The sequence below is a fragment of the Chryseobacterium binzhouense genome, assembly GCF_007474545.1.
Classification (GTDB): Bacteria; Bacteroidota; Bacteroidia; order Flavobacteriales; family Weeksellaceae; genus Chryseobacterium; species Chryseobacterium binzhouense.
Genome location: NZ_VKOG01000009.1, coordinates 49,498 through 75,817, shown reverse-complemented (window position 1 = coordinate 75,817; position 26,320 = coordinate 49,498). Strand labels below are relative to the sequence as shown.

Here is a 26,320-nt window from a genome sequence, read left to right as displayed (position 1 = left end):
TAAATTTGTAAAAAAATTCCCTCAAATGAATAAACCACAACAAAAGTGGACTGAAACGATTGAAGACAGCCACTCATTGTTTGACCTTAAGCTTAAAGAAGTCTGGAGATACAAAGATCTTATATACATGTTTGTAAAAAGAGATTTTGTTTCAGGTTTTAAACAGACTATTTTAGGTCCAATTTGGTTTTTTATTAATCCAATTTTCACAACATTAGCCTATCTTATTATTTTTGGCAACATTGCGAACCTACCGACAGACGGTGCTCCTAAAATTTTATTTTATCTAGCAGGTGTCATGCTTTGGAATTACTTTTCAGGCAGTCTTACCGGTACTTCTTACACTTTTGCAGGCAATGCAGCAATTTTTGGAAAAGTCTATTTCCCAAGACTGGTTACTCCTATTTCGATCGTTATTTCAAACTTAATGAAATTTGGTGTGCAGTTTTTATTGTTTCTGTCATTTTGGATTTACTTTTTGATTAAAGAAGAAGTGCAACCAAACATTTGGGTTCTGGCTACACCTTTCTTAATTCTTCTTATGGCTGCTTTTGCTTTAGGTGTAGGAATGATTTTTTCTGCATTAACGACAAAATACAAAGATCTCAATATGCTTTTAGGATTCGGAGTTAGCTTATATATGTACGCAACACCGGTGATATATCCTGCTTCAGCGTTAACAGGAATCTGGAAAAAGCTTGCTGTTTACAATCCTTTAACTGGAATTTTTGAATGTTTTAAATACGGCTGGCTCGGAAAAGGAGACTTTTCGATGGCAATGCTCAGCATAAGCACTATCATTATTTTTATCCTTTTAGCAATAGGGACAGTTATTTTTAATAGGGTAGAAAAAACTTTTATGGACACGGTTTGATATGATTATTATTAGCAAATTATAATATCTGCTAAACTTAGCAATTACAAATCTGAACCCTTAATTTTAAAATTTAAAATAAAAAAAAATGCTTGCAATAAAAGCAGAAAACATATCAAAACAGTACAGACTTGGTCAGGTAGGTACAGGAACACTTTCCCATGATCTCAACAGATTCTGGCACAAAATACGTGGCAAAGAAGATCCTTATTTACAAATTGGTGATGCTAATGACAGAACTAGAAAAAGTAATTCTGAATACGTATGGTCATTAAAAGATATTAATTTTGAAATCGAACAAGGTGATGCTGTTGGAATCATCGGAAGAAACGGCGCAGGAAAATCTACCCTTCTTAAACTTTTAAGCAAAGTTACCAAACCCACCACAGGTAAAATCTACACAAATGGGAGAATTGCTTCTCTTCTGGAGGTAGGAACAGGTTTTCATCCGGAAATGACAGGTCGGGAAAACATTTATCTTAATGGTGCTATTCTTGGAATGACGAGAAAAGAAATCACACGTAAATTTGACGAAATTGTGGATTTCTCAGGCGTTGAGAGATATATTGACACCCCCGTGAAAAGATATTCTTCCGGAATGTATGTACGTCTTGCTTTTGCTGTAGCTGCTCATCTTGAATCTGAGATTCTAATAGTTGACGAGGTATTGGCAGTAGGCGATGCTGAATTTCAAAAGAAATGTCTGGGGAAAATGGGCGATGTAACGAAGGGTGAAGGAAGGACGATTTTGTTTGTGAGCCATAATCTGGCAGCCGTAAATACACTTTGTAATAAGGGAATGGTACTGGAACAGGGTAAGCTTATCTATAATGGAATGATAAAAGGTGCGATGGATTCTTATGTATCTTCTGGAAATTCATCAAGCAACATCTACATTTCTGAATCTACTGAAGAGAATGATATAAAAGAAATTAAAGTTCTAAACCAAGAAAATAAACTTGCCAGCAACCTTTATTTTAATGAAGACATTACTGTTCCTATAGTGTTTTCTATCGAAGATCAGTTTGTAAACGATGCAGAAATAGGAATAAGAGTTACAGATCAAAAGGAGAGAGTTGTTTTTACAACACAAAAGAAAGTTTCGCTCTTTACAAAAAAAGATGATTGCTTATACCGTGTTGAATGTATTATTCCTAAAAATTTTTTAGTACCAAATACTTACCGTATTGTCGTAGCACTTCACGTACCCAACAAAAAATTATTATCATACATAGAAGATGTCGTTTCTTTTACTATAGAAGAAACTGGAACAGACTTTCATATTTATAATGGTGCTGACTATGGATGTGTATTTGCTAATTGTGAATGGAAATAAAAAAATATGAAAACAGTTAAATGTAAAGTCTGTTCAAATAACTCTGAAAAGATTTTTGAAGCCATATTACTTTCTAAATATAATGTATCTTACTATCAGTGTGAAAGCTGTGATTTTATTCAAACTGAAGACCCTTTCTGGTTAGATGTGGCATATGGCAGTGCAATAGGAAAATTAGACATAGGATTAATATATCGTAACATTGAATTAAGTAATAATTTAGAAAAAATCTTACTAACTGATCAATTTGATTCTAATGCAAAATTCTTAGACTACGGAGGTGGATACGGAATGTTTGTAAGAATGATGAGGGATAAGGGTTTTGATTTCTTTAGACAAGACATTTATTGCGAAAATCTTTTTGCGGAATTTTTTGACATTAAAGATCTTAACGGTACCGTAAATAGTTTCGAAGTTCTTACGGCATTTGAAGTTTTTGAACATTTAGTTAATCCCTTAGATGAAATTGCCAAGATGTTAAGCTATACAGAGACAATCATTTTTTCAACAGAATTGATTCCACAGGATAGGAAAATGATTTCAGCAGATGATTGGTGGTATTTCGCTCCTGAAGGCGGACAGCATATTGCATTTTATAGTTTGGCTTCTCTACAAGAGATTGCTAAAATATATAACTTGCAGCTGTTTTCTAATGGATATAACCTGCATGTTTTAACGAAGAAAAATTTATTAAAAAACCCACTAATTTTTGACACTGTAAAACCTTCATCAAAATCATCAAGTTGGATTACCAGAATATTTGAAGATAAAACAAAACCTGAAAATGTTACAATAAAAAAAAGAGAAAGCCTACTCGGAAAAGACTTTGAATACATTAAATCTTTGATAAATAAATAACCATGATTGAAATACCCATTTACCAGCCATCTTTAAACGGTAACGAAAAAAAATACGTTAATGATTGCTTAGATAGCACCTGGATATCTTCTAAAGGAAAATATATAAATCTTTTTGAAGAGAGTTTCAAGAGTTTTATCGGAGTAAAATATGCCACTACTGTAGCAAACGGTACGGTTGCAATTCACTTAGCTTTAGTAGCATTAGGCGTTGGTCCCGATGACGAAGTGATTGTACCCACATTAACATATATTGCATCTGTCAACGCTATTCATTATACCGGAGCGACACCAGTATTTGTAGATTCGGAAGAGGCTTACTGGCAAATGGACATTGAAGATGTTAGAAAAAAAATTACCGCAAAAACCAAAGCAGTAATGGCGGTTCATCTTTATGGTCATTCATGTGATATGAAGGCTCTCAAAGAATTGTGCGATGAGAAAAACATATTTCTTATTGAAGATTGCGCTGAAGCAATCGGAACTAAATTTGAAGGGCAACATGTAGGAACATTCGGAGATATTTCAACATTTAGTTTTTTTGGTAATAAGACTATTACTACGGGAGAAGGAGGCATGGTTGTTACAAATGATGAAACTCTTTACAAAAGATCTGCGCATTTTAAAGGGCAAGGTTTGGCACAGCATAGACAATATTGGCATGATGTAGTGGGATATAATTATCGAATGACTAATATTTGTGCAGCTATAGGCTACGCACAAATGGAAAAAATAGACGATTTTATCAAACGTAAGAGACAGATTGCGGAAGTTTATAAAACTCAACTCAAAAACACTAAGGTACAATTTCACGATGAAGCAAAAAACACCTTACACTCTTACTGGATGTGTTCAATTTTAGTGCCTGATGATAATAGTAGGGACAATCTTAGAGAGCATTTAGCGCAGAAGGGAATTGAAACAAGACCGCTTTTTTATCCTGTACATACTATGCCGATGTATTCTCAAAAATTCCAAAAACATCCTAACGCAGAGAATTTGGGATGGAGAGGCATCAATCTCCCAAGCTTTCCAGATCTAAGAGACGAGCAAATAGTTTTTATTTGTGACACTATCAAAGAGTTTTTTACATTGCATGGAAATAATTAAAATTGAAAATAATACTAATGATTTAAGGTTGCTTGAATCATTTATTCTAAATATTGGGGAGGCAAGAAAAAAATTCAGATATTTTGAAAAAAGGTCTCTAAATATTATTGGCAACCACATAGTAACAGTATTAGTATTAAACGAGCAAATTCCGATAGGTTATGGTCACCTTGACAAAGATGGTGATAAAATTTGGTTAGGGATTGCAATTTTACCAAGCTGTCAAGGAAAGGGAATTGGCAATTTGATAATGGAGAAATTAATCATAGAGGCAAAAAATAATAAAATTTCTGAAGTGATGCTAACGGTCGATAAAGATAATCTATCAGCTCAAAATCTATATTCAAAATTTAATTTTAGAAAGATCAAAGATTCCGAGGATGTTAGTTTTTATAAGTATTTATTAACACTGAAAGATGAGTAGAAAAAAGAACATTCTATTTTATATTCCTAATCTATCACAAGATGCAGGGGGTGTGAGACAATATGCTGCAGGTCTATTAAATTTGTTCACAGATTTAATAGATAAGTATCATTTTTGCATTTATCATGATGGTAATGATGAGGTAATAATGAATATTTTAATTGAAAACCCTCATTTAAAGCATATAAAATCACAAGATTATGATTTTACTAAGAAAGAGATATTTAACCAAAACTTATTGCGAATATATAATAGAAGCAAAAATTTATTGATAAAAAAAATATCATTTAATAAAATGACTATTTTAGATAAAATAATTTCTTTAAATAACATAGATATTATTCATTGTCCTTATCAATATATTCCACAGAAAAAAAATGTTAAACTGATAACTACCTTGCATGATGTTCAAGAACTTTATTTTCCTGAATTTTTCACTGCTGAACAGAGAGCATACAGAGCTGTGCATTACAAGGATTATATTGATAGAGCAGATAAGGTAATTGTTAGTTATCAACATGTAAAGAATGATTTAGTGAAATTTTTTGCTAAGGACTCAAATAAGATTGATGTACTTCTGCTAAAAATGAACAAACTATGGTTTAGTAAATATCTGAACCATAAGTTCACGAAGCCAACCTCTGTTCCTGAAAAATTCCTACTATATCCTGCTAATTTTTGGAAACATAAAAATCATGAAAAACTTGTTGAGACGATAAAATACATAAAAGAGCATAAAGGTATTAGTGTAAATTTGGTGCTTACAGGTGATCATAATTTTGACCATGGTAGGTATATTACAAGAATGATCAAGAAATACCAATTGGATAATCAAATTATAATCTTGGGAATCGTTGATGAATTAACATTGTATAATCTCTACAAAACTACTATTGGGGTGGTAGTTCCCACTCTCTATGAAGCAGGTAGTTTTCCCTTGATGGAAAGTATCCTAATGGAAATCCCGGTAATATGCTCTAGTACAACATCACTTCCAGAAACAATAGGAAACGCTGATTTTATTTTTGACCCTTTGTCGATAGAAGATATGGCTGAGAAAATACTTAAACTATGGTTAGAAGTTGAATATAGAACGCGTTCTACTAACAACTGCAGAAAACAGCAGCAACGTTTAATTGAAACTGATGCGAGCCAAAAACTAAACAAAATATATTCTGACTTGCATGTCTAATATATCAAATACCTTCAAAATATACATCGCAGACACCAAGAAATAGTGGATACTACATTTTTAGACACCTTGACCAGAGAAGGTTTAGCAATGTGCTTAACCAGAACCTCACCCGTATAAGACTTAAGAAAAACTAAAGAATGTAGCCATCCTGATTAACTGGAAAGAATTGAAAAAATTGACCATTCTCAAAATTTAATAAAATTTGGCAAAGATTTTTTTAAATATATTTTCAGAAATTCAAAAATAAATGTCTATTTTTCAGATCAAATGGAAACAAAACAATGGTAAACATAACTAAAATTCCAACGCTTAGTATAGTAATACCTACCTATAATTCTGAAAAAACAATTTCGGAAAGTATTAGAAGTGTTTTAGAGCAAACTTTTGAAGACTACGAAATTCTTATAATGGATGGACTTTCGGATGATGCCACTTTATCAATTGTTCGGCAATTTAATAATCCCAAAATAAAGATTTTTTCAGAAAAAGATTCAGGTGTATACGATGCTATGAATAAAGGCATTGAAAAAGCATCTGGAAAATGGATTTACTTTTTGGGAAGTGATGATATACTATACAGCCAAAATGTACTGAATGAGGTTGTTCCAAACTTTAAAAACCATGATTTTGTATATGGCAAAGCTTATTTTACCTATCGTAAAATTATACATGGAAGAGAATATGATAGACTTTATTTGCAAAAAATAGACAATATTTGCCATCAGGCTATTTTTTATAAAAAAGACCTTTTCAACAGACTCGGAAACTTTAATCTGTATTTTAAAATATGGGCAGATTGGGATTTTAATATAAGATGCTTTTCATTACCAGATATTCATTGTAAATATATAGATACAATCATCTGCAACTTTAATGACCAAGGCGGACTAAGCTCACAAACACCTGTAGATGAGGAATTTATTAAACTACTTCCTTTAACGCATAAAGAAAACATTATTATCAATGATTTTAAAAAGAATTCTAAAGAATATAAATTAGGTGATAAAATTTACAATATTGTGACTAATTTAAAATCCAGATTTTAATTCATGCTTTCCATTATTATTTCATCATATCAACCTCACTATTACACTGCCTTGGAAAAAAACATTGCAGAAACTTGTGGTGTGAAATATGAAATAATAAAAATAGAAAACTTTGCAGCCATGGGACTTTGCGAAGCATATAACAAAGGAGCCAATAAAGCAAAATATGATCAACTTCTTTTCCTGCATGAAGATGTAAAGTTTAATAAAAATAATTGGGGACATACTCTGGTGAGGTTACTATCATCTTTTGATACAGGAATAATCGGTCTTGCTGGCGGTACTTATGTACCTTCATCACCATATGGTTGGTTTACGACTATGGAAAACGCAAAAATAAATATTATCCAACATAAAAAAGATGGTAAAGTAGTTCTTGAGAAAACATTTGATACTGAAAAAGAAAAGGTATTGGCTGTAGACGGTGTTTTTTTAGGAATTAGAAAGTCTGTGTATATAGAATTTCCATTTAATAACATTCTGAAAGGATATCACGGATACGATACTGATCTTAGTCTCAGAGTCTCGAAAAAATACCAAAACTTTGTAACTTCAAAAATTGTTTTGGAACACTATTCAGAGGGAAAACCCGACAAGGATTGGTTTGAAACAAATATTTACATCAGAAAATCAATAGGGAGTAATTTCAATACAACTGTAAATAAAGATTTGGAATATCAGTTATATGAAAGGTTCGTCCGTCAATACTTCGGGTATTATCCTAAAAACATCATCACCTTTTTTAAAGTATTAAGGTTTTTTCCTTATTTTAAAATTGGTAAAAGAAAATATATTCCATTATTAAAATTTGTATTTTCTCAATTATGAATCGTCTCGCCATCGTCATTCCTTACTACAAAATAGATTTCTTTGAAGAAACCTTACAATCTGTTGCGGCACAAAGCAACAGAAATTTTGTATTGTATATCGGGAACGATGCAAGCCCCGATGATCCCTTACCACTTATTGAAAAATATTTGAGTGATTTCTCTTATTTTTATTTTGATTATAATGATAATGTAGGAGGGGAAAACCTGGCTTTGCAGTGGGAAAGAATTCTGGGAAATGTTAAAGAAGACTGGTTTCAGATATTAGGTGATGACGATATTATTTCAGAAAACTTTGTAGAAGAGTTTTATCAAAATCTACTCCAAGTACACTCTGAAAATATCTCTGCTATCAAATTTTCTCATGATATAGTAGATAAAAATAAAAATATTTTACATTCTATTACGACTGATGAGAGGATAATTCCATCAACAGAATTATTTAAAAGAAAATATAAAGGACTCATGCCCAGTAGTTTATCTGAAAATATTTTTAAACTCTCGGCTTATAAAAAGCATCGGTTTCTAAAAATCCCTTTTGCATGGGGAGCCGATGATTATGCTATTCTAACTTTTTCGGAATTGAATAAAGTATTTTATATCGCAGATGCTAAGGTTACTGTGAGAATGTCTACTTCCAGCATATCTGGTGATTTATCCTTACAGGCAAAAAAAGATCTTGGCTATCACATGATGAGGGAAACAGTGCTGAATAAATATTCAGAAAATTTTGATAAGAGCTTCCTGATAAGAATGTTGAATGATCACCTCAAATTCTGTGATAAAAACTTTTTGAAACCTTATCTCAGGCTTTTTACAATTCTTATGAAAAGAGGATACCCGAAAAGATATTTTGATATGATTAAAACCGTCTGGTTAATCAATAAGAAAATAAAACATTCCAAAGCATGATCACAAAACGTAGACTCATGTTGTATTTAGATATGCTTTATCTCAAATTTTTGCTGAAATTTGACGGTACTGTGCGTCGACAGATGATTGATCATAAAAGTATTCCGGTTATCATCATCAATTTTAATCAGCTTTTTTTCTTAAAGCAACTCATTGATTTCCTGATTAAAAGAGAATTTAAAAACATCGTCATTATTGATAATGCATCCAGTTTCCCGCCTCTTTTAGATTATTATTCAGAAATTCAGAACGTGGTAACTGTTGAAAGAATGAATATTAATTTCGGGCATGACGTATTCTTTAAAAATAAAGATCTTCAGCAGAAATACGGAAAAGGATTTTATTTTCTTACAGATTCGGATATTGTTCCCAATGAAAATCTACCGGAGGATTTTGAGACATGTATGCTTAATTATCTTCTTAAATATTATAAAAAAGTCAACAAAATAGGTTTTGCCATTGACACCAAATATATTCCCGATTATTATCCGTTAAAAGAAAAAGTTCAGACTTGGGAAAAACGTTTCTGGCAGGATGAACTTGAAAAAAATATTTATTTTGCTTTTATAGACACCACTTTCGCTCTGTATAAACCTAAATATCCTAAAACGATTTTTAACTTATTTAAGTTTATGACGGCTATCAGAATGGCAGGAGATTTCACTTGTAAACATGGAGGATGGTATCTCAACCCCAATGATCTTACAGAAGAAAATCTATTTTATATAAAAACAGCCAACCAGTCTTCTTCATGGAAACTTGATGAAAAAGGAAATCATGCCTCAAATGAATATGATCATTTGCTAAAATAATTCTATGCTCTCAATCATTATCTCATCATACCAAAAACACTACTTTGATCAGCTGATTGAAAATATAAGCGAAACGATCGGAGAAGATTTCCAATATGAAATTATTCAGATGTGGAACCCGAATTTGATGAGCATTACTGAAGCCTACAACTCTGGAGCAGAAAAATCCAAATATGAAAATCTTCTTTTTTTACACGAAGACATCATCTTTTATACGAAAAATTGGGGTCACAAATTACTAAATCATTTACAGAAAGAAAGTACAGGAATTATAGGAGTTGCGGGTTCATCGTATGTTCCGTATGCCCCATCAAGCTGGACGGTTGCTGAAAAATACAATTCTGTATATATTTTACAGGGAAATAAGGAGAATACAGAGTTTTTTCACATCAGCTCTACAGAAGAAAACAGGACTAAGGTTTTTGCTGTAGACGGAGTATTCATCGCAACAAGAAAAGACAATTTTGATATATTCAGATTTGATGAGAATTTAATAGGATTTCATGGCTATGATCTGGATTTCAGCTTAAGAGTCTCCAGAAAACTTCAAAATTATGTAATAGATGATATATTAATCAAACATTTCTCAGGCGGAAATCTTGATAAAAATTGGTTGGATGCCAATATAAAAATAAGAGAAAAACTTAGTTTTACATTTGATCAGATTATAGATTCTCAGACAGAAAAAAACGCTTTTGACGGATTTTTATATCAATATTTCAAGTTTTATCCCGTTAATTTGAAGAATGTCTTATTCTCTCTTAAATTTTATCCGTTAAAACATCTTAAATTTGTACATCATCTATTTTTTGTGAAAAAATATTACAAGCTGATGAGATATTCAAAAAACATTAATAAAGCACAATGATTGTAGGAAACGGACTTATAGGCAGCGCCCTTTTGGGTATTGATTCTCCGGAGCATCTTTTTTTCGCTTCCGGTGTTTCCAATTCCTTGGAAACAAGAAAATCAGAATTCGAACGGGAACAGGAATTATTGAAAAGATACATCACAGAACATCCTGAGAAAACTCTTGTCTATTTCTCAACCTGCAGTATCTATGACTCTTCCAAGAATAACAGCCAATATGTTTTGCATAAGCTTAAAATGGAACAGATTATCGCAGATTCGTGTAAAAAATATTTTATTTTAAGAGTGAGTAATGCTGTTGGAAACGGAGGAAATCCTAATCTTTTGCTTAATTATCTGGTTCGGGAAATATACAGCCAAAATAAAATCACAATACACACCAAAGCAACCAGAAATCTTATAGATGTAAAAGATGTAGTTGCTATTACTCAGGATATTGTAGAAAATTTCAGCAGTAATCAGATCATCAATTTAGCGTATCTGCAGAATTTCTCTATTATTGAAATCACAGAAACTATTTCTGATGTTTTACAGACAGAACCCCTTCTGCATTTACAGAATGAGGGCTCTGGTTATCAGATTGAAGTTTCAAAAATAGAATACTATTTTAAGAGAAATAATCTTAATGATAAAAAGTTATATCTTAATAACTTAATTAATACTTATTATAAAAAATAATATGCCCAAAGTATTTGTAATCATTGTTACGTACAACGCCAGAAAGTGGGCAGAAAAATGCTTTACCAGTTTAAGGCAGTCTTCTGTTCCTATTCACTGTATTGTGGTGGACAATGGTTCTACAGACGGCACACAAAAATACATTACGGCAAATTTTCCCGAAGTTGAATTGATTCAGTCCGAAAAAAATTTAGGCTTCGGTAAAGCCAACAATATAGGAATAGAAAAAGCCTATAAAAGCGAGGCTGACTTTTTCTATCTGATGAATCAGGATGCATGGTTATACGAAGACAGCATCAAAAAACTTCTTGATGCATATGAAGAATATCGTCAAAAAGAAGAAATCGGAGTTCTCAGCCCAATGCATCTGGATGGCAGCGAAAAATTACTGGATATTTTTTTAGACAAGTATATCGCTCATAATTTTGAAAAAACACGGTTAATTTCAGACCTGTATTTTCAGAATCTGAAATCCTATTATGAAATGAACTTCATTAATGCTGCACATTGGCTTTTACCAAAAAAAACAATAGAAACAGTGGGTGGCTTTAATCCTTACTTTTTTCATTATGGTGAAGATATTGAGTATGTAAACCGTATAAAGTATCATCAGAAAAAAGTATTTTTAGTTCCTTCAAGCAAAGTTGTACACGATGGAAAACAGATCCTCCAAAAAGTAGATTATACAAAATACGAAGATCTGGATATTGAAACCAAAATAATGAATCCTAATCTTCCGAATGCCATGTTGCTCGAAAAGAAATCGCTCCGGCAAAGCATCCTCAAAAACCTGCTTAACGGAAACCGGACACAATACAAGAAACTTCAGCAGAAGTATAGAAAGATAATCAAAGATGAAAAATTACTCATGTATTTGCGCAATCAGGTAAAAGAAGTTGGATTAACCTTTCTGAATGTGTAAATTTGACACCTTAATTCCCTCAATACAATGCAAATATGAATTTTTTAAAAAAAATCCAAAGAAAAATAAAACTAGACAGTCACTCCGAAACACGCTATCAATGTCCGTTTTGTGGTTATCAGTCGGAAGATTTAGAAACTGTAGGTCATAACCTTCCTATGCTCAAAGAAAAGCATGTTATAGGCGGAGGAAAAAGAGCTGCAGGATGCTACAAATGCCATTCCCGAGACAGAGAAAGATTACTTTATGCATTTCTTATTGCAGATTTAAAACTTCCATCCGACAAATACCCTTCTTATGGCTTAAATCCTGAAGAAGATTTGTTTTTTTGTAAAAAGTCTTCCATTAAAAACGGTGAGTTGTGATAAGTATAGTAAGTCCTGTATATCGTGCAGAAAAAATTCTCCCAAAACTAGTAAGTGAGATTACTGCCATAATGCAAAAATTCAACGCTGATTATGAGATTATTCTGGTTGATGACCGAAGTCCAGATAATTCATGGAAAGTCATGGAAAATTTAGCAGGGCTTCATCCAGCTTTAAGAATTTACCGTTTGAGCAGAAATTTTGGACAGCATGCCGCAATAATGGCCGGATTATCAAAAGCGAAGGGTGAATGGATTGTTGTAATGGACTGTGATCTTCAGGATCAGCCCAAGGAGATTGAAAAGCTTTATTTCAAGGCTCTTGAAGGGTATGATATTGTTCAGGCAAGTAGAGTACAAAGAAAGGATGGAAGATTAAAAAAATTAAGTTCAAGGGTATTTTATAAGATTTTTAATTACCTTGCCGGCATTAAGATCAACAATGAAGTAGCCAACTTTGGTATCTATCACGAAAAAGTTATCAGACAGGTTTTAAATGTCAACGATTATATAAAATTCTTTCCACTTTTTATCAATTGGGTAGGTTATAGAGCTACCACTGTTGCTGTAGATCATCAGGAGAGAGATGAGGGAGAATCATCGTATAGCCTTGGAAAGCTTATATCTCTTGCTTTCAATGTGATTGTCTCTTTTTCCGATAAACCTTTAAAATTGTTTGTGAATCTGGGAGCTGCAATTTCTCTAATATCATTTTTAGGAGGAGCATGGGTATTTATAAAAACTCTCCGAGGAGAAATAAGTGAGCCTGGCTACAGCTCACTCATACTTTCAATTTGGTTTTTATTTGGTGTTACTTTTATGTGTCTTGGTATTTTAGGAATATATCTCGGAAAAACTTTTAACCAGACAAAGAACAGACCTGTATATATTATCGATGAAGAATAATCTTACTAAACTTCAATGGGACAGCAATTTTTTTGCTAAAAATATTGGAGAATTACACATCGTAAACGATGATTTAATAAACCTGGAACTTGATGGCAATTACTACGATTTGGTTGTTATTAAGCAAAAAAGGGATTCAGATATCAAAATTGAAGGTTTTACCGAAACATTTAGTGAAACAAAGATTGTATTTTCAAAAAAACTATGTGAAGAAAATACAGAGTCTTCACATGAAATTTTTGACACAGATTGTTTGCCACAAGAAGATGAATATTTTTTTCAGCTTGCATACGAAAGCGGAAAATACAGCAGATTTCTTTTAGATTCTAAATTTGGTGAAGCGAAGTTCAAAAATCTTTATGAATTATGGGTAAGAAATAGTCTTAATAAAAAATTCGCAATCAAAACTTTTTTCACAAAAGATAAAAATTTGGGAGCAACAGGTTTTGTAACAGTTCAGCAAAGTAACACAACAGCAAAAATAGGGCTCATAGCTACCCACCCTAAATTACAAGGACAAGGCATAGGAAAACGCCTGTTAAAGAAAGCAGAAAACTATTGCAGGGAAAATGCAATGACTGAAATGGATATTCCAACACAAGAGCAAAATGTTGGTGCATGTAGTTTCTATCAAAAAATGGGGTATACAGTAAAGGAGCGTATTATTTTAAAACATTTTTGGAAAAAATAATATGAAAAGAAAAATGATTATTGTAAGCGGGGTAATATTCATTATCATCCTGTATGTTTCTTTTTTTATTTTTGGCGAGAATTCCTATTTAGGATCTCCCGCAGATTATTTGGATTCTAATGCGGTTTGGCTAAAAATTCTTTCGGAAAGCGGATTGTCATTTTCAGCAAACAGCACTCCACTTCCAAATATTGAGAACCAATTTAGAGTTAGCTATGGAAATGAGCTGGACTTTATTTATTTTTTATATAATATACTTAGTCCTTTCTATGCGCTTGTCATTAACAGCTTGCTAATTTCGCTTACCGGATACATTTCGCTTTTAATTTTAGGAAAATATTTATGTCCTAAAATTAACATCGCTCTTTTAGTCATTGTATCTTTAACTTTTGCGTTACTTAATTTTTGGCAATTTGGGGGCATCAGCACGGCAGCTGCTCCGATTATGATATTGATATTAGTAAAACTATTAAGATATCAACGTATTCATTTTTTCTATTATTTATTTGCGGCTTTTTACATTTTATATTCAAGTTTTATTGTTTATGGAATGTTTCTCATTTTCCTCTTAGGTATTTTCACTATATACTATAGCATAACAACTAAGAAAATAAACAAATCAGCATTTCTCTTTTTAGGTTTACTGGTAATCGGCTACTTAATAACCAATTATCGTTTTATTATGGAAACTGTAAATCCCACTTTTGTTTCCAATAGAAATATTGGTATAGCCGGTGAACTTATTTGGAAAACAGGCTTAGAAACAGTTTTTACAAGATTGTGGACAGAAAACGGGTCTCACGCTCCCGCAAGACATCAGTTTATTATTGCTTCTTTTATTATCTATTGTATTACTTCATTTTTCATCCCTTTAAAAAATATAAAGAAAACAGCTGCTCTTTTTTGCTTGATTATCTTCACCTGTTTTTTTTCATATTTCAATATCAATATGTTCCCCTGTCTTATAAAAGCTTTGAAGCTTGATTTTCTGTTTGGTCTTACGCTCTACAGATTCTATTTTTTCAACGGTCTGCTCTGGTATATAATATTGATTTTTATTTTAGAAGATCTCAGTAGCATGGATAAAAAAACCATTAGCATTACAGCTGCCCTTTTTCTTCTTGTTAATTTTTACACAGTATTAAGGATTAATATTCCTTACCAGAATATCAGACATTCTTTCAGAGAATACTACTTTTCATTTAAAGATTACTACATGATTGAAGAATTTAAAGAAATCTCTAAATTACTGCCCGAAGACAAATCAAAATACCGGGTCATAAGTTATGGCTTTGATCCTGCAGCAGCTCAATACCATGGATTTTATACCGCTGATGGTTATTTTCCTTATTACGAAAAATCCTATAAAAACAAATTCAGAAAGCTCATTACACCTATATTGAATAAAAATCCAGAATTACAAATAAAATATGATTCCTATATGGGACAGAATTTTATTTTTACTGACAATTTTGTTATCGGACAACAGGTATTACAAAAATATTCTAAAGAGCCAAAAGAACTTTTGATTGATAAAGAGGCTGTTCCCGATTTAAATATCAATTACGTTTTTTCTACAATACCCCTAACAAATATATACCTCACTCCATACAAGGTTATATATTCAAAATACTGGCAACATATCTATATATATAAAGTGATATCCAATGAATAGGAAATTTATCGTTTTTGCAATATTATTGATCATTTACATTCTTGCGTTGAATTATTTAAACATAATATTTATAGCAGGTGATGATGGATATATGATGAGAATTGCAAATGGGAGTTTTTTCGGAACTAAAGATTATCATTTGGTTTTTATAAATTCTATTTTAGGCTATTTCTTTGTATTTCTTTACACAAATTGGCCCACCTACGAATGGTATTTTATTATTTTTATTCTTTCACAATTTTTGAGTAGCTTTATTATAATCATTAAATTACAAGAAAAAACGGGATCTCTTAAGTCGCTTATATTTCTGCTCCCTCTATTTTATTATCTCTGTTATTTAAATTTTACAACATTATCTTTTTTATTGTCGTTTGCGAGTTTTTTACTTTTAGAATCGTATTTAAAAGATAAAAAAATCATATCCATAATTACATCATTAATTCTCTTGTTAATTGGTATGTTATATAGATTTGATATGGTAATATTATGCTTTGGAATTTTGGCTTTATACTTAATTCTAAAAAATTATCGAAAAAAACTAAAAATACTAATTATATATCTCTCTATTGCCTGTATTAATGCGTTAATTATCAATACAATTAACAATAAAACTTATAAAGAAAATCAGGATTGGATATTTTATAGTGAATATAATAAAGAGCGAGGTACAATAAATGATAACTTTGGTATCGGTTATCTTTTGGCAGAATATGAACAAAAGAAAAATCCGGCAAAAAATGATCTTGAATTGGCTGCAAGAAGATTTATCTTTACAGATGCTATGACCTTAGAGGCATTAAAAGGAATCAATAACAAATTAAAAACAAATCACTCCATTTTTATTTACAATGTGCTTAAAAATTTGAGATTTACAAACTTTTTCTATCTACTCATATTTTCAATTATCAGCATATTAATATGTATTATAAATAAGAAATTTCAACTTATTGCTGTGATAGGAGTTTTGTTATTATTAATGAGCTATTTAATGTTAACCCATACTTTAAAAGATAGAATCATACTTCCGATGATTTTTTTGAGCGCTTATCTTGTTCTTGAAAATGCAAAAATTAACTTTTCAAAAGAAAATAGAATACAATCAATTCTGTTTATTTTTTTAGCAGCTATTATTATAAAAATTTATATTTTTTATCCTGAATCCAAAAAAAAATTTGAACATTTAAATTTACCTGAAGATACGATAATGCTGGATGGAAGCAACTACTTTTCACAAACAACCATTCAAAAAATTGATGAAAAGTCTACTGTTATTCCCGGAGGATGGCTCACCAATTTACCTTTATTAAAGCAAAAGTATAAAAAACATCATCCATCAATTCATTTGTCATTAGTAGATGACAAGCATTTCAATGATAAACATCTATACTATATTGCAGAGAATAATACACAGACAATGATAGAAAAGCATTTGAAAAAAAACAAAAGAAGATTAATTAAAATTAAAACAAACCTTTTCAGAATCAGCAATCAATTAGAATAGATCTATTGTTATATAACATAAAACATTATATCTTTAATGTTAATTTATAATTCTATAAGCTAATTTCAAAGCACTTTTCAAAGTTAAAAACAAATCAATACTTGAATAACATGATCCCCTTTAACAAACCTCACCTTACCGGAAAAGAAACTCATTATATTGAAGAAGCTGTAAAATCAGGGAAGATTTCAGGCAATGGAATTTTCACCCAAAAGTGTCATCATTTTTTTGAGGAAAAATATATGTTCGGTAAAGTACTCCTTACAACTTCTTGTACTGACGCATTAGAAATGGCTGCTATCCTTGCTGATATCGAAGCGGGTGATGAGGTTATTATTCCAAGCTATACTTTTGTTTCCACTGCCTTGGCATTTGTGAGACAAGGGGCAAAAATAATATTCGCAGATTCATATAAAAATAATCCAAATATTGATGCTGATCAAATTGAGAGTTTGATAACATCAAAAACGAAAGCTATTGTTGTGGTACATTACGCAGGAGTAGCTTGTGATATGGAAAAAATAATGAATATTGCAAATCGTCATCAATTGTTTGTAATAGAAGATGCGGCACAAGCTATTGATAGTTATTATACATTTTCTGACGGTACCAAAAAAGCATTAGGCAGTATAGGACATTTCGGAGCATTTTCTTTTCACGAAACCAAAAATATAATTTCAGGTGAAGGAGGAATGTTAACGGTTAATGATTCACAATACATTGATCGTGCAGAAATAATTTGGGAAAAGGGGACAAACAGAAATCAGTTTTTCAGAGGTGAAATCAATAAATATGGTTGGGTAGATACAGGTTCCTCTTTTTTACCCAGTGAAATAATTTCTGCATTTCTTTGGGCTCAATTGGAAAATTTAGAGGTCATTCAGGAGAAAAGATTAAAAATATGGAATTATTACTTCGACAATCTCAAAGAATCAAATTTTATAAAACTACCAGAAATTCCTGTATATGCTACCAATAACGCTCATATGTTTTATTTGCTTTTTGACAATATAGAAAGCAGAAGCAAAATGATTGAGCATCTAAAACAAAATCAGATTCTGTCTGTTTTTCATTACCTTTCGCTTCATAAAAGCGAATATTACCAAAACAAACATGATGGAAGAATACTTACGAATTCAGATATTTTTGAAAACACACTACTGAGAATACCAATGTTCTATGATTTATCGGATAGTGAAATGAAGAAAATAACAACCGTTATACAAAATTTCCAAAATAAAATATAATATGTGCGGAATAGCGGGAATCGTCACAAACAACGCCAGAAATTATCAGGAGAAGCTAAAAAAAATGACTGATGCTATTGCCCATCGCGGTCCGGATTCTTCGCATTTTGAATTTTATGAAAATGCAGCTTTAGGACACCGGAGGCTTTCTATTATTGATCTTTCCGAAAACGGAAAACAGCCCATGTTTTCTGCCACAAAACGAGAGTGCATCGTTCTAAATGGTGAAATCTACGGTTATCTGGACATTAAAGCGAATTACCCTGAATATCCTTACCGCGGAAGTTCTGATACGGAGGTAATTCTTGCCATGTATCAGAGAAAAAAAGAAAACCTCATCCAGGATCTTCCGGGAATGTTTGCTTTTGCCATCTGGGACAACGAAAAGCAGGAACTGTTCTGCGCCAGAGACCGTTTTGGAGAAAAACCTTTCTATTACGCTATCGGGAACAATAATGAATTTATTTTTGCTTCTGAAATAAAAGCTATTCTTGCTTCCGGGTTAATTCGTCCGAAAGTAGATAATTCAGCTCTTTCCTACTATCTTCAGCATGGTTATGTAAGTACATACCAAAGTATTTACGAAAATATTCATGCGCTTCCTCCTGCTCATCAGCTGATCTGGAAAGATGGCAAAATATCCGTTTCAAGATATTACAGTCTTCCCAAAAAAGACAGAATCATCAGTTTATCGGATGCTAAAGAAGAATTTACTTATCTTTTAAAGAATGCTGTTAAAAAACAGTTGGTAGCCGATGTTGAAGTAGGAAGTTTTCTGAGTGGCGGTTTAGATTCTTCTTCTATTGTAGGGCTTGTTGCCGAATTTTTACCGAAACAGACAACCATTAGCTTTGGTTATGATCATGAAGACAGCGAACTGAAATATGCCAAAGAAATAGCCGATAAATACAATACCAATCATATTGAAGTTCACGAGAAAAAGGAAGATCTGGTAACAGCTCTTTTAAAAACTTCTCCTTTTTTCGATGAACCTTTTGCAGATTCTTCTTCCATTCCGCATTTTGAGATCTGCAGAAATGCCCGGAAAAATCTAACCGTTGTTCTTTCAGGTGATGTGGGAGATGAATTATTTGGCGGCTATCATTTTTACACCGTTGAAAATAAACTGAGAAGTCATTTCAGTTACAAAAATATCATTGCCCAGTTTGGACTAAAACTGTATCAGAAATTAAAACCTATTTCTTTTATCAGTCAGCAGAATATTGAAAACAAAAATATTCTGAACTTCCACAGAAATTATGTAAGAAGAGCTTTTTCAAAGCAAGAAAGAGAGGCTTTAGGACTGCATTCAGATTATGAGCAGCCTTACAGCTTTATTCCGGATCCGGATTCTTTAAATGATATTATGCGATTGGATATCGAAGATTTTGTGCCATCGAATATGATGGTAAAATCCGACAGAATGGCAATGGCAAATTCGTTAGAAGTAAGAACACCGTTTCTTGATCTGGATTTTGCAGAATTCTGCATTCAGCTTCCGGAAAATCTTAAACTTAGTAACGATAACGATAAAATTATACTTCGCGAATCGATGGGTTCTTACTGGACGGAAACCATCAGAAAAAGACATAAACAGGGATTCGGGATGAATGTAAAAAACTGGTTTACAGAAGACAGCCTTCTTCGCTTTTCCGATGAACTGTTAAAAAATCCTAACCAAAAGATTTTTAATTACATCGATTTTAAGGCTACACAGAATTTACTGACCAAAGATTACAAACACTGGTGTCTTTTGCAGTTGGCTCTTTGGGCTCATAACAACGAAAAACATCTGTAATTATGAGTCTGAAAAAAAGAATAACTTCCCGTTTCTACTATTATCAGTGGCTTTTCAATACGCGGAAACTTCGTGCAGACTTTCCCGCTTATCGTATTTTGAATATAAAAGAGACGATTGAGGAGATTGTTAAAAACCGTCGTTCGGTAAGCAGATTCGGAGATGGAGAATTCAGATTGATGCTTCCGCAGTACGAACTGGAATTTCAGGAAAACAGTGAGAGAATTCGTGAAAAAATGCGTGAGGTAATAAGTTCAGATCTTAAAAACCATTTAGTTTGTCTTCCTGAACCACTTGTTACAGTACGCTCATTTGATATTATTACCAAATATTGGTGGAAAAAATTCATTAACAATTACGGTTCCAGAATTTCTCCTTTTTTAGATCAAAACAAAACCTACGGAAATTCATTCATCACGAGATTTTATCTTGGTTATGAAGACAAATCCGAAAAAAGAAATACAGATATCATCAAATCCCTAAAAAAAATATGGGACAAAAAAGATATACTGATTATTGAAGGAAGATATTCCCGATTGGGAGTAGGAAATGATCTGTTTGACAATGCAGCCTCTCTTAAAAGGATTATCTGTCCCGAAAAAAACGCCTTCAGATGTTATGATAAAATTTTTGAAGCTGCAGCAGAACTGGGAAAAGACAGACTTATCTTGGCGGCTTTAGGTCCTACAGCAACCATTTTGGCTTATGATCTCGCTAAAGATAATTACTGGACTATTGATATCGGACATATTGATATTGAATACATCTGGTTTTTAAAGAAAGCTACAGAAAAAATTGCCATCGAAGGAAGACACGTGAACGAAGCAGAAAAACAGGAGTCGTTTGATATTCCTGAGGAATTTGCCCGATCTTATCAAGAAAGTATCATTTTAGAAATAAAAGAATGAACCTGAACATTTCTGTGATCATCCCCGTTTATAACGCTTCCGGATTTTTAAGAAAATCTGTAGAATCTGCTCTGCAATTTGATGAGGTAAAAGAAATTGTTTTGGCAGAAGATTGTTCTACTGACAATTCTTTAGAAATTTGTAAAAAACTAGCCTCAGAAAATTCCAGAATTAAGTTATTCCTGCATCACGACGAAGGAAATCACGGCGCCGGAGCGACAAGAAATTTGGGAATCGAAAAATCGACAGGTGATTTTATTGCTTTTCTGGATGCAGATGATTATTATCTTCCCAACCGTTTTGATGCGGAAAAAGAAATTTTCAAAGATCCGAAAATCGATGGTGTTTTTGGAGCAATTGGCGTGGAATACATAACGGAAAAAGGCAAACAGGAATTTCAGCAGAAATTTAAAGAATCTAATCTTACCACCGTAAATTATTCTGCGGAAGGAAAAGAAGTTTTGAAAGGTTTGCTGGGCTTAACTTCAAAAACATTCGGCTCTTTTTTTCATCTGAATAGTTTAACGATAAAAAAATCAGCTTTAGACAAAGCTAACCTTCGTTTTAATGTAAATCTCCGTGTACATCAGGATTCTGATTTCAACCTTAAACTGGCATATCTCTGTTATTTAAAATCAGGAATTATTGATCAGGCTGTTGCCATTAGAGGAATACATGATGATAACAGAATTACAAAGATAAAACCTTATTCTTCAAAATTTTACAAAAACAGTTTACTGTATAGTGAGTCTGTTTATTTATGGAGCAAAGCCAATGCTTTAGAAAAAGAATATGCAAAAAAAATAGCTTTGGATTATTTCAGCTTTAAAATAGCAAATCAGAAGGGGTTAACAAAATGGCTTTCATTTTTGGGTACAGCACTGCAATATCCGGAATTTCTGAAAACAAGATATCGGTTTCACGCTTTAAACAACCCTTATGATGAGTAGAAAAATTAACCCGATCAAAAGACTTGTGAGCGATTCTTTAGCTTATGTGAAATTAAAGTTTTACAATCCGCCAAAGAATGATAAAACATTGCTGATCAATTTTGAGAACCCGAATCTTTATCATCGTTTTTTTTACTTATTGGTTAAATTCTACCAGCTTTCAGGCTATCATATTGTGTATCCCATGAATTTCGCAAGATTCAGGAATCTTAGAAATAAAGACCGTTACTTAGGACTTATTGTCCGGGAAAAAAACTTTTTAAGCATTCACAAAAGAAATATTCCAGAAAACTGTATCGAAATAAATGATGAAATGTTCAGTCCTGATTATTTTTCTACTTATTTCGAACATAATAATATTGATGAAAATGCTTTTCATATTCCTATGAGTTTTCATCCATTCATGTACAATAAAGAGATTTGGAATCATAAAATTGATACAGAAAGAAAGAGATTCAACTCCATTTTCTGTTATGGAAATTTTGATGCTAAAGCTTATTTAGATATCAAAAGAACTGCTTTTATTGTGGAAACACGAGCTGCACTTTTAGATTTTTTCCAGAAAAAAGAGCAGTTTATTTCAATTTACGGTAAAAAAGATATTGTTTATCCGAACGGAAGTTTAGATGAAAAATATGTTTTCGCGATCAAGGAAAACTATCCTATAAAAATGGAGGACATCCGCGAATTACTCTCCTATTTCAGCTTTTATTTATGCTGTCCCGGAGTCGTAATGCCTCTCTGTCATAATGTGATCGAAGCAATGTCCGTAGGAACCATTCCTCTCATACAAAGAGAATATGCTGCAGTAATGTATCCTAATCTCAAGCATAAAATGAATGCAATTGTATTTGAAGACCTTCATCATTTAGAACAAATTCTTAAGGACGAAATTTTCACTTTTCAGGAACAGGAAATTGCTGTAATGAGAAAAAATGTTTTAGATTATTATAATAACTATCTCACTCCGCAAGCCTTGGTGAAAAATCTCAATAAAAGTCTTGAAAAGAAAAAACTTATATATTTACAGGCGGAACACAGAAGTATAAAATTTAGCTAAACAATCTTTCTTACAAATAATAGTAAAACAAGAACCTAAATATTAAATTATAATTTTTAAAATTTTAAGATAAATTATATTTTTAGTCAAACTACCTTATAGAAAACACAATATATAATGAAAATCTCTGTCATCACGCCCGTTTATAACGCCGAAAAATATGTAATCCAAGCTGTAGAATCCGCTCTTCAATTTAAAGAAGTACACGAAGTTATTTTAGTCGAGGATCAATCGCCTGATAATGCTTTGGAAGTTTGCAGACAACTTGCTGAGAAATATGACCGCGTAAAGCTTTACCAACACCCTGATAAAAAAAATCATGGTGCAGGAGCAAGCAGAAATCTTGCTATCGAAAAAGCTACAGGAGACTTTATTGCTTTTTTAGATGCTGATGATTATTATCTTCCAAATCGTTTTGATGCTGAAAAAAGACTTTTCCAAAACCCTGAAGTTGATGCTGTATATGGAGCTCTAGGTGTACATTATTATTCTGAAAAAGCAAAAGAACAATATTACCCTTTATTTGGTGACCGTTTGACTACGGTGTATCGAAAACATATGCCTGAAGATGTCTTTCAGGGACAGCTGAATATGAAAGGAAGTTTTGGTCTTTTTAGTATAGACGCCTTAACAATAAGAAAAACGTCACTGCTGGAAAAAGTGCAACCTTTATTTAAGACCCATTTAAGGCTGCATCAGGATACAGAATTATTGTTTAGATCTTCGTACTATCTGAAATTCCATCCAGGGATTTTACATGAGGCAGTTGCCATGAGAGGGGTACATGAGAGCAACAGAATAACGCAGGTAGATGCCAAAAAAGTAAAACCTTCCAATACAAGAGTAAAGCTTTGGCGGGAAGTAAATCAGTGGGCACAAAATGAAAAAACGATACCTGAACACATAAAGCTTCACATTAAAAGAACCCACAGAAGCTGGGAAATTGCGCAAGCTCCCTTCCTGAAAAAATGGGGAATGATTCTAAAATATACGGTGCTGGATTTTAAAAGTATAAAATCAGGGTTGTATAATATTAATTTCAGGAACGAATTATTTTAAAGATTTTCCCATTAAATATTTTTTTTCCAGAACATTATTAACTTCTCTGACGATTTTGAAATTTTTGCTTTTATAAAAATCAAGAGCAGGATTATTCTGTTCAACTTCTAGCTCGTAATAATCTTCTGATTGTTTCAGTTTATCTTCAAATGCCTCCAAAAGCTTTTTTCCAATTCCTGATCCTTTATACTGTTGATCAACGGCTATATAAACCAGTTGGGTCTTAGAATCTCCCTGTTTGAATCCTTTGGATAAAAAACTTTGGAAAATATAAAACAGATATTTAGGATGTTGTATTAATGCTAAAAAAGTATGTTTGATAAAATACAGTTTGTTTTGAGCAATAAAACTACTAAACATATCTTCAACATCAAGGGTACCAAAAACAAAACCACATAATTCTGAATTTTGTTTATAGCCGACCAAAACTGTTTTATCACATTTGTTCAAGTGATGAATATAAAATTCTTTAATAAATAGATCATTATAAAAATTGATTAAACTTGGTAAATTATTCCTATGAATCTTTACAACTTCTGCAATATCTTTTTTTTGAATATTTACAATCATTTCAATACTTTATAAATTAGTTTTGGTCCTAAAAAATTTGCAACACTTACCGGCAGTCTCTTCCACATACGAATGAGAAACTTTATTAGCTTTCCATCTTCATCGTTTTTATGATTTTTTTTATTGAAGTAATAATAGTATAATTGCTCTTCTACTGCTCCCCAACCTTTTTTATATGTTGAGGTTCCCTGATCCCTCCTGCTTCTTCCCATATCGAATCTTTGAATATTTTTTTCGAACGCAAACAAGATAAGATTCCAATAAATCAAATTATTTAAAGAGTATTTTTTGTAAGCATTTAGGGTTGCAGAATAAGGATGGTGTATTGATTCTCTATCGTAAACAAAACAAGCAGAAGCAATGGGAATCCCCTTAATATAGATTACAATAAATCCTGAGTTCCAATCTTCGGACTCATTTAGGTTTTTAATAATATTTGAGTAAAATTCTTTACTGTGAGTAGGCGTTCCCAAATCTCTCCACGCTTCAGAAATTACTTTGTAAAAATCATCTACTAGTTCTTCTCTGCCAAACTTTACATCTGCCGAAACTTTCTCTGCTTTTCTTATGTGAGTTCTTACTTTTGCTTTAATTAGATTACTCCAAACATAATCTCTTCCTTTTGAAAGGTCTAAAACATAGGTAAAATAATCTTCAATTAAAAAATGAGGATAATCTTCAGGTAAGATTATTTTGTTTTTTGATTTTATCAATACTGGCTTTTGAAGCGCTTTTATTTTATCTAAGTTTTGCTCCTTTTCTCGAAAACAATCTCCAGAATGACTAATGTAAGGCGAATTAGCAAAAAGTTTTCCGTTGAAGAAAAGATACACCTCATTTCCAAACAAAGAAATTTTCTTAGCTTGAAGTGAATACGTTTCTAATACGATCTTCTTCCAGGTTTCAGTTTCCGAAAAATGCATATTCTTTAAATTTTTTATTAAAACATAAATCATACTCCTGTTTTCTGAAATCCGATTTCAAAAATTTTTCAAATCGGCGATCAAGGTTCATTTTCTTATTATCAAATTCTTTTAATGACGGATGCAGCATTATTTCTACTGTTTTGCCATTTTGAGATTCTAAATAATTGAAAAGATTTTCAGAATTAATTTCGCAAGTATTGAGAATGGTATAAAACTCTCTCTCATTCTTATTTTGATTGAAACTGCTCAGAAATTTAAGCAAAAAGAACTTGATTACATTAGCAACGGTTGCTGTTCTTAAATTATATTTAAAGGTTGTTCCAAAATTTTCATTAATTTCACGAATTCTTTCAATATTATATTTATTTGCAAGTTTATGGACGATTTTATTAATAGAAGGGATTATATGCACGTGTTCATGACCATCAATGTGAGAAATTTTCACATTATTTTCGAGAAGCTTTTTTAGCTGTAATTCAATTTCAGTTTCTATAATCTGAAGGTTTTTTTCAGATTTTCTCAAAAATAAAAGTCTTATAAAGTCATTTGTCAAAAAACCATTCTTGTCTGTAATAGTACTTTTGCCGGAAAGCGCTTTGCAACAGGTTAGATTGATATGAAGACCTACATTGAGATTACTGCAATTCGGAATTATTTCTTTAATTGCATGGTCAAAAAAATCCGTATTTGCCATTAAGCTTGCTGAGTTTAAAAAACCTTCTGTATTTGCTTTTAGTATTGCCTGATTTACGCCTACAGACAAACCAAAATCGTCTGCATTTACAATTAATCTATTCTTCAT

The 26,320-nt window shown here is 32.1% G+C and carries 27 protein-coding genes; 24 read left to right on the top strand and 3 right to left on the bottom strand.

Annotated features, from left to right (window positions below; translation table 11 throughout):
* Positions 1-25 precede the first annotated feature (25 nt).
* The 24 genes from FNE73_RS16090 (at position 26) to FNE73_RS15975 (ending at position 24,022) form a co-directional block, all read left to right on the top strand.
* Positions 26-874: an ABC transporter permease gene (locus FNE73_RS16090; protein WP_143885577.1), complete on the top strand. Its 849-nt coding sequence runs from the start codon at positions 26-28 to the stop codon at positions 872-874.
* Positions 875-962: 88 nt separating this feature from the next.
* Positions 963-2,210 (top strand): ABC transporter ATP-binding protein, encoded by a 1,248-nt coding sequence (locus FNE73_RS16085; protein ID WP_143885576.1) that lies wholly within the window; start codon positions 963-965, stop codon positions 2,208-2,210.
* Positions 2,211-2,216: 6 nt separating this feature from the next.
* Positions 2,217-3,068, top strand: coding sequence for a class I SAM-dependent methyltransferase (locus tag FNE73_RS16080; RefSeq protein ID WP_143885575.1), 852 nt, complete (start codon positions 2,217-2,219; stop codon positions 3,066-3,068).
* 2 nt (positions 3,069-3,070) lie between these two features.
* Positions 3,071-4,177, top strand: a complete 1,107-nt coding sequence (locus tag FNE73_RS16075; protein ID WP_143885574.1) for a DegT/DnrJ/EryC1/StrS family aminotransferase — start codon at positions 3,071-3,073, stop codon at positions 4,175-4,177.
* Positions 4,164-4,601, top strand: a complete 438-nt coding sequence (locus FNE73_RS16070) for a GNAT family N-acetyltransferase (protein ID WP_143885573.1) — start codon at positions 4,164-4,166, stop codon at positions 4,599-4,601. Before FNE73_RS16075 ends, FNE73_RS16070 begins: the two co-directional genes overlap by 14 nt.
* Positions 4,594-5,793 carry a glycosyltransferase family 4 protein gene (locus tag FNE73_RS16065; RefSeq protein ID WP_143885572.1) on the top strand — a complete coding sequence of 400 codons (1,200 nt, stop codon included), beginning with the start codon at positions 4,594-4,596 and terminating at the stop codon, positions 5,791-5,793. The genes FNE73_RS16070 and FNE73_RS16065 overlap by 8 nt, the downstream gene beginning before the upstream one ends.
* Before the next feature lie 284 nt (positions 5,794-6,077).
* Positions 6,078-6,842, top strand: a complete 765-nt coding sequence (locus FNE73_RS16060; protein WP_143885571.1) for a glycosyltransferase family 2 protein — start codon at positions 6,078-6,080, stop codon at positions 6,840-6,842.
* Between the two features lie 3 nt (positions 6,843-6,845).
* On the top strand, positions 6,846-7,670 hold the full coding sequence (locus FNE73_RS16055) for a glycosyltransferase (RefSeq protein ID WP_143885570.1): 825 nt from the start codon (positions 6,846-6,848) through the stop codon (positions 7,668-7,670).
* Positions 7,667-8,581, top strand: a complete 915-nt coding sequence (locus FNE73_RS16050) for a glycosyltransferase family 2 protein (protein WP_143885569.1) — start codon at positions 7,667-7,669, stop codon at positions 8,579-8,581. The genes FNE73_RS16055 and FNE73_RS16050 overlap by 4 nt, the downstream gene beginning before the upstream one ends.
* Positions 8,582-8,598: 17 nt before the next feature.
* On the top strand, positions 8,599-9,393 hold the full coding sequence (locus FNE73_RS16045) for a glycosyltransferase family 2 protein (RefSeq protein ID WP_143885568.1): 795 nt from the start codon (positions 8,599-8,601) through the stop codon (positions 9,391-9,393).
* A gap of 4 nt (positions 9,394-9,397) precedes the next feature.
* Positions 9,398-10,261 (top strand): glycosyltransferase, encoded by an 864-nt coding sequence (locus FNE73_RS16040; RefSeq protein WP_143885567.1) that lies wholly within the window; start codon positions 9,398-9,400, stop codon positions 10,259-10,261.
* Positions 10,258-10,941, top strand: a complete 684-nt coding sequence (locus FNE73_RS16035) for an NAD-dependent epimerase/dehydratase family protein (protein ID WP_143885566.1) — start codon at positions 10,258-10,260, stop codon at positions 10,939-10,941. The genes FNE73_RS16040 and FNE73_RS16035 overlap by 4 nt, the downstream gene beginning before the upstream one ends.
* Position 10,942: 1 nt before the next feature.
* Positions 10,943-11,863 (top strand): glycosyltransferase family 2 protein, encoded by a 921-nt coding sequence (locus tag FNE73_RS16030; RefSeq protein WP_143885565.1) that lies wholly within the window; start codon positions 10,943-10,945, stop codon positions 11,861-11,863.
* A gap of 35 nt (positions 11,864-11,898) precedes the next feature.
* On the top strand, positions 11,899-12,228 hold the full coding sequence (locus tag FNE73_RS16025; RefSeq protein ID WP_143885564.1) for a hypothetical protein: 330 nt from the start codon (positions 11,899-11,901) through the stop codon (positions 12,226-12,228).
* Positions 12,225-13,133 carry a glycosyltransferase family 2 protein gene (locus FNE73_RS16020; protein WP_143885563.1) on the top strand — a complete coding sequence of 303 codons (909 nt, stop codon included), beginning with the start codon at positions 12,225-12,227 and terminating at the stop codon, positions 13,131-13,133. The genes FNE73_RS16025 and FNE73_RS16020 overlap by 4 nt, the downstream gene beginning before the upstream one ends.
* 109 nt (positions 13,134-13,242) lie before the next feature.
* The gene (locus tag FNE73_RS16015; protein WP_185147371.1) at positions 13,243-13,824 is read left to right on the top strand and encodes a GNAT family N-acetyltransferase; all 582 of its coding nucleotides are present in this window, start codon (positions 13,243-13,245) and stop codon (positions 13,822-13,824) included.
* Position 13,825: 1 nt separating this feature from the next.
* On the top strand, positions 13,826-15,499 hold the full coding sequence (locus FNE73_RS16010; protein WP_143885561.1) for a DUF6044 family protein: 1,674 nt from the start codon (positions 13,826-13,828) through the stop codon (positions 15,497-15,499).
* Entirely contained in the window at positions 15,492-17,000 is a 1,509-nt protein-coding gene (locus FNE73_RS16005; protein ID WP_143885560.1) for a hypothetical protein, read from the top strand. The genes FNE73_RS16010 and FNE73_RS16005 overlap by 8 nt, the downstream gene beginning before the upstream one ends.
* Positions 17,001-17,062: 62 nt before the next feature.
* Positions 17,063-18,247, top strand: a complete 1,185-nt coding sequence (gene rffA, locus FNE73_RS16000) for a dTDP-4-amino-4,6-dideoxygalactose transaminase (protein WP_394366302.1) — start codon at positions 17,063-17,065, stop codon at positions 18,245-18,247.
* 1 nt (position 18,248) lies between these two features.
* Complete coding sequence (gene asnB / locus FNE73_RS15995) at positions 18,249-20,045, top strand: asparagine synthase (glutamine-hydrolyzing) (protein ID WP_143885558.1); 1,797 nt, start codon at positions 18,249-18,251, stop codon at positions 20,043-20,045.
* Positions 20,046-20,047: 2 nt separating this feature from the next.
* On the top strand, positions 20,048-20,953 hold the full coding sequence (locus FNE73_RS15990; protein ID WP_143885557.1) for a GT-D fold domain-containing glycosyltransferase: 906 nt from the start codon (positions 20,048-20,050) through the stop codon (positions 20,951-20,953).
* Positions 20,950-21,903: a glycosyltransferase family 2 protein gene (locus FNE73_RS15985; RefSeq protein ID WP_143885556.1), complete on the top strand. Its 954-nt coding sequence runs from the start codon at positions 20,950-20,952 to the stop codon at positions 21,901-21,903. Before FNE73_RS15990 ends, FNE73_RS15985 begins: the two co-directional genes overlap by 4 nt.
* Positions 21,896-22,963 carry a hypothetical protein gene (locus tag FNE73_RS15980; RefSeq protein ID WP_185147370.1) on the top strand — a complete coding sequence of 356 codons (1,068 nt, stop codon included), beginning with the start codon at positions 21,896-21,898 and terminating at the stop codon, positions 22,961-22,963. Before FNE73_RS15985 ends, FNE73_RS15980 begins: the two co-directional genes overlap by 8 nt.
* Before the next feature lie 117 nt (positions 22,964-23,080).
* Positions 23,081-24,022, top strand: a complete 942-nt coding sequence (locus FNE73_RS15975; protein WP_143885554.1) for a glycosyltransferase family 2 protein — start codon at positions 23,081-23,083, stop codon at positions 24,020-24,022.
* Here FNE73_RS15975 and FNE73_RS15970 read toward each other — a convergent pair.
* The 3 genes from FNE73_RS15970 to FNE73_RS15960 are packed head-to-tail and all read right to left on the bottom strand — an operon-like array spanning position 24,014 to position 26,320.
* Positions 24,014-24,592, bottom strand: coding sequence for a GNAT family N-acetyltransferase (locus FNE73_RS15970; protein WP_143885553.1), 579 nt, complete (start codon positions 24,590-24,592; stop codon positions 24,014-24,016). The two genes, FNE73_RS15975 and FNE73_RS15970, sit on opposite strands and share 9 nt — an antisense overlap.
* Positions 24,589-25,515, bottom strand: coding sequence for a GNAT family N-acetyltransferase (locus FNE73_RS15965; protein ID WP_185147369.1), 927 nt, complete (start codon positions 25,513-25,515; stop codon positions 24,589-24,591). The genes FNE73_RS15970 and FNE73_RS15965 overlap by 4 nt, the downstream gene beginning before the upstream one ends.
* Entirely contained in the window at positions 25,496-26,320 is an 825-nt protein-coding gene (locus FNE73_RS15960) for a ChbG/HpnK family deacetylase (RefSeq protein WP_143885551.1), read from the bottom strand. The genes FNE73_RS15965 and FNE73_RS15960 overlap by 20 nt, the downstream gene beginning before the upstream one ends.

Excerpts from the sequence above, each read along its gene's own strand:
- FNE73_RS16085 (WP_143885576.1), top strand. The coding sequence starts at position 963 with ATGCTTGCAATAAAAGCAGAAAACATATCAAAACAGTACAGACTTGGT.
- FNE73_RS16090 (WP_143885577.1), top strand. The coding sequence starts at position 26 with ATGAATAAACCACAACAAAAGTGGACTGAAACGATTGAAGACAGCCAC.
- FNE73_RS16055 (WP_143885570.1), top strand. The coding sequence starts at position 6,846 with ATGCTTTCCATTATTATTTCATCATATCAACCTCACTATTACACTGCC.
- FNE73_RS16025 (WP_143885564.1), top strand. The coding sequence starts at position 11,899 with ATGAATTTTTTAAAAAAAATCCAAAGAAAAATAAAACTAGACAGTCAC.
- FNE73_RS16040 (WP_143885567.1), top strand. The coding sequence starts at position 9,398 with ATGCTCTCAATCATTATCTCATCATACCAAAAACACTACTTTGATCAG.
- FNE73_RS15965 (WP_185147369.1), bottom strand. The coding sequence starts at position 25,515 with ATGCATTTTTCGGAAACTGAAACCTGGAAGAAGATCGTATTAGAAACG.
- FNE73_RS16065 (WP_143885572.1), top strand. The coding sequence starts at position 4,594 with ATGAGTAGAAAAAAGAACATTCTATTTTATATTCCTAATCTATCACAA.
- FNE73_RS15980 (WP_185147370.1), top strand. The coding sequence starts at position 21,896 with ATGAGTAGAAAAATTAACCCGATCAAAAGACTTGTGAGCGATTCTTTA.
- FNE73_RS16030 (WP_143885565.1), top strand. The coding sequence starts at position 10,943 with ATGCCCAAAGTATTTGTAATCATTGTTACGTACAACGCCAGAAAGTGG.
- FNE73_RS15985 (WP_143885556.1), top strand. The coding sequence starts at position 20,950 with ATGAACCTGAACATTTCTGTGATCATCCCCGTTTATAACGCTTCCGGA.
- FNE73_RS16075 (WP_143885574.1), top strand. The coding sequence starts at position 3,071 with ATGATTGAAATACCCATTTACCAGCCATCTTTAAACGGTAACGAAAAA.
- FNE73_RS16035 (WP_143885566.1), top strand. The coding sequence starts at position 10,258 with ATGATTGTAGGAAACGGACTTATAGGCAGCGCCCTTTTGGGTATTGAT.
- FNE73_RS16045 (WP_143885568.1), top strand. The coding sequence starts at position 8,599 with ATGTTGTATTTAGATATGCTTTATCTCAAATTTTTGCTGAAATTTGAC.
- FNE73_RS16070 (WP_143885573.1), top strand. The coding sequence starts at position 4,164 with ATGGAAATAATTAAAATTGAAAATAATACTAATGATTTAAGGTTGCTT.
- FNE73_RS16010 (WP_143885561.1), top strand. The coding sequence starts at position 13,826 with ATGAAAAGAAAAATGATTATTGTAAGCGGGGTAATATTCATTATCATC.
- FNE73_RS16080 (WP_143885575.1), top strand. The coding sequence starts at position 2,217 with ATGAAAACAGTTAAATGTAAAGTCTGTTCAAATAACTCTGAAAAGATT.
- asnB (WP_143885558.1), top strand. The coding sequence starts at position 18,249 with ATGTGCGGAATAGCGGGAATCGTCACAAACAACGCCAGAAATTATCAG.
- FNE73_RS15960 (WP_143885551.1), bottom strand. The coding sequence starts at position 26,320 with ATGAAGAATAGATTAATTGTAAATGCAGACGATTTTGGTTTGTCTGTA.
- FNE73_RS16005 (WP_143885560.1), top strand. The coding sequence starts at position 15,492 with ATGAATAGGAAATTTATCGTTTTTGCAATATTATTGATCATTTACATT.
- FNE73_RS15990 (WP_143885557.1), top strand. The coding sequence starts at position 20,048 with ATGAGTCTGAAAAAAAGAATAACTTCCCGTTTCTACTATTATCAGTGG.
- FNE73_RS16050 (WP_143885569.1), top strand. The coding sequence starts at position 7,667 with ATGAATCGTCTCGCCATCGTCATTCCTTACTACAAAATAGATTTCTTT.
- FNE73_RS15975 (WP_143885554.1), top strand. The coding sequence starts at position 23,081 with ATGAAAATCTCTGTCATCACGCCCGTTTATAACGCCGAAAAATATGTA.
- FNE73_RS15970 (WP_143885553.1), bottom strand. The coding sequence starts at position 24,592 with ATGATTGTAAATATTCAAAAAAAAGATATTGCAGAAGTTGTAAAGATT.
- FNE73_RS16060 (WP_143885571.1), top strand. The coding sequence starts at position 6,078 with ATGGTAAACATAACTAAAATTCCAACGCTTAGTATAGTAATACCTACC.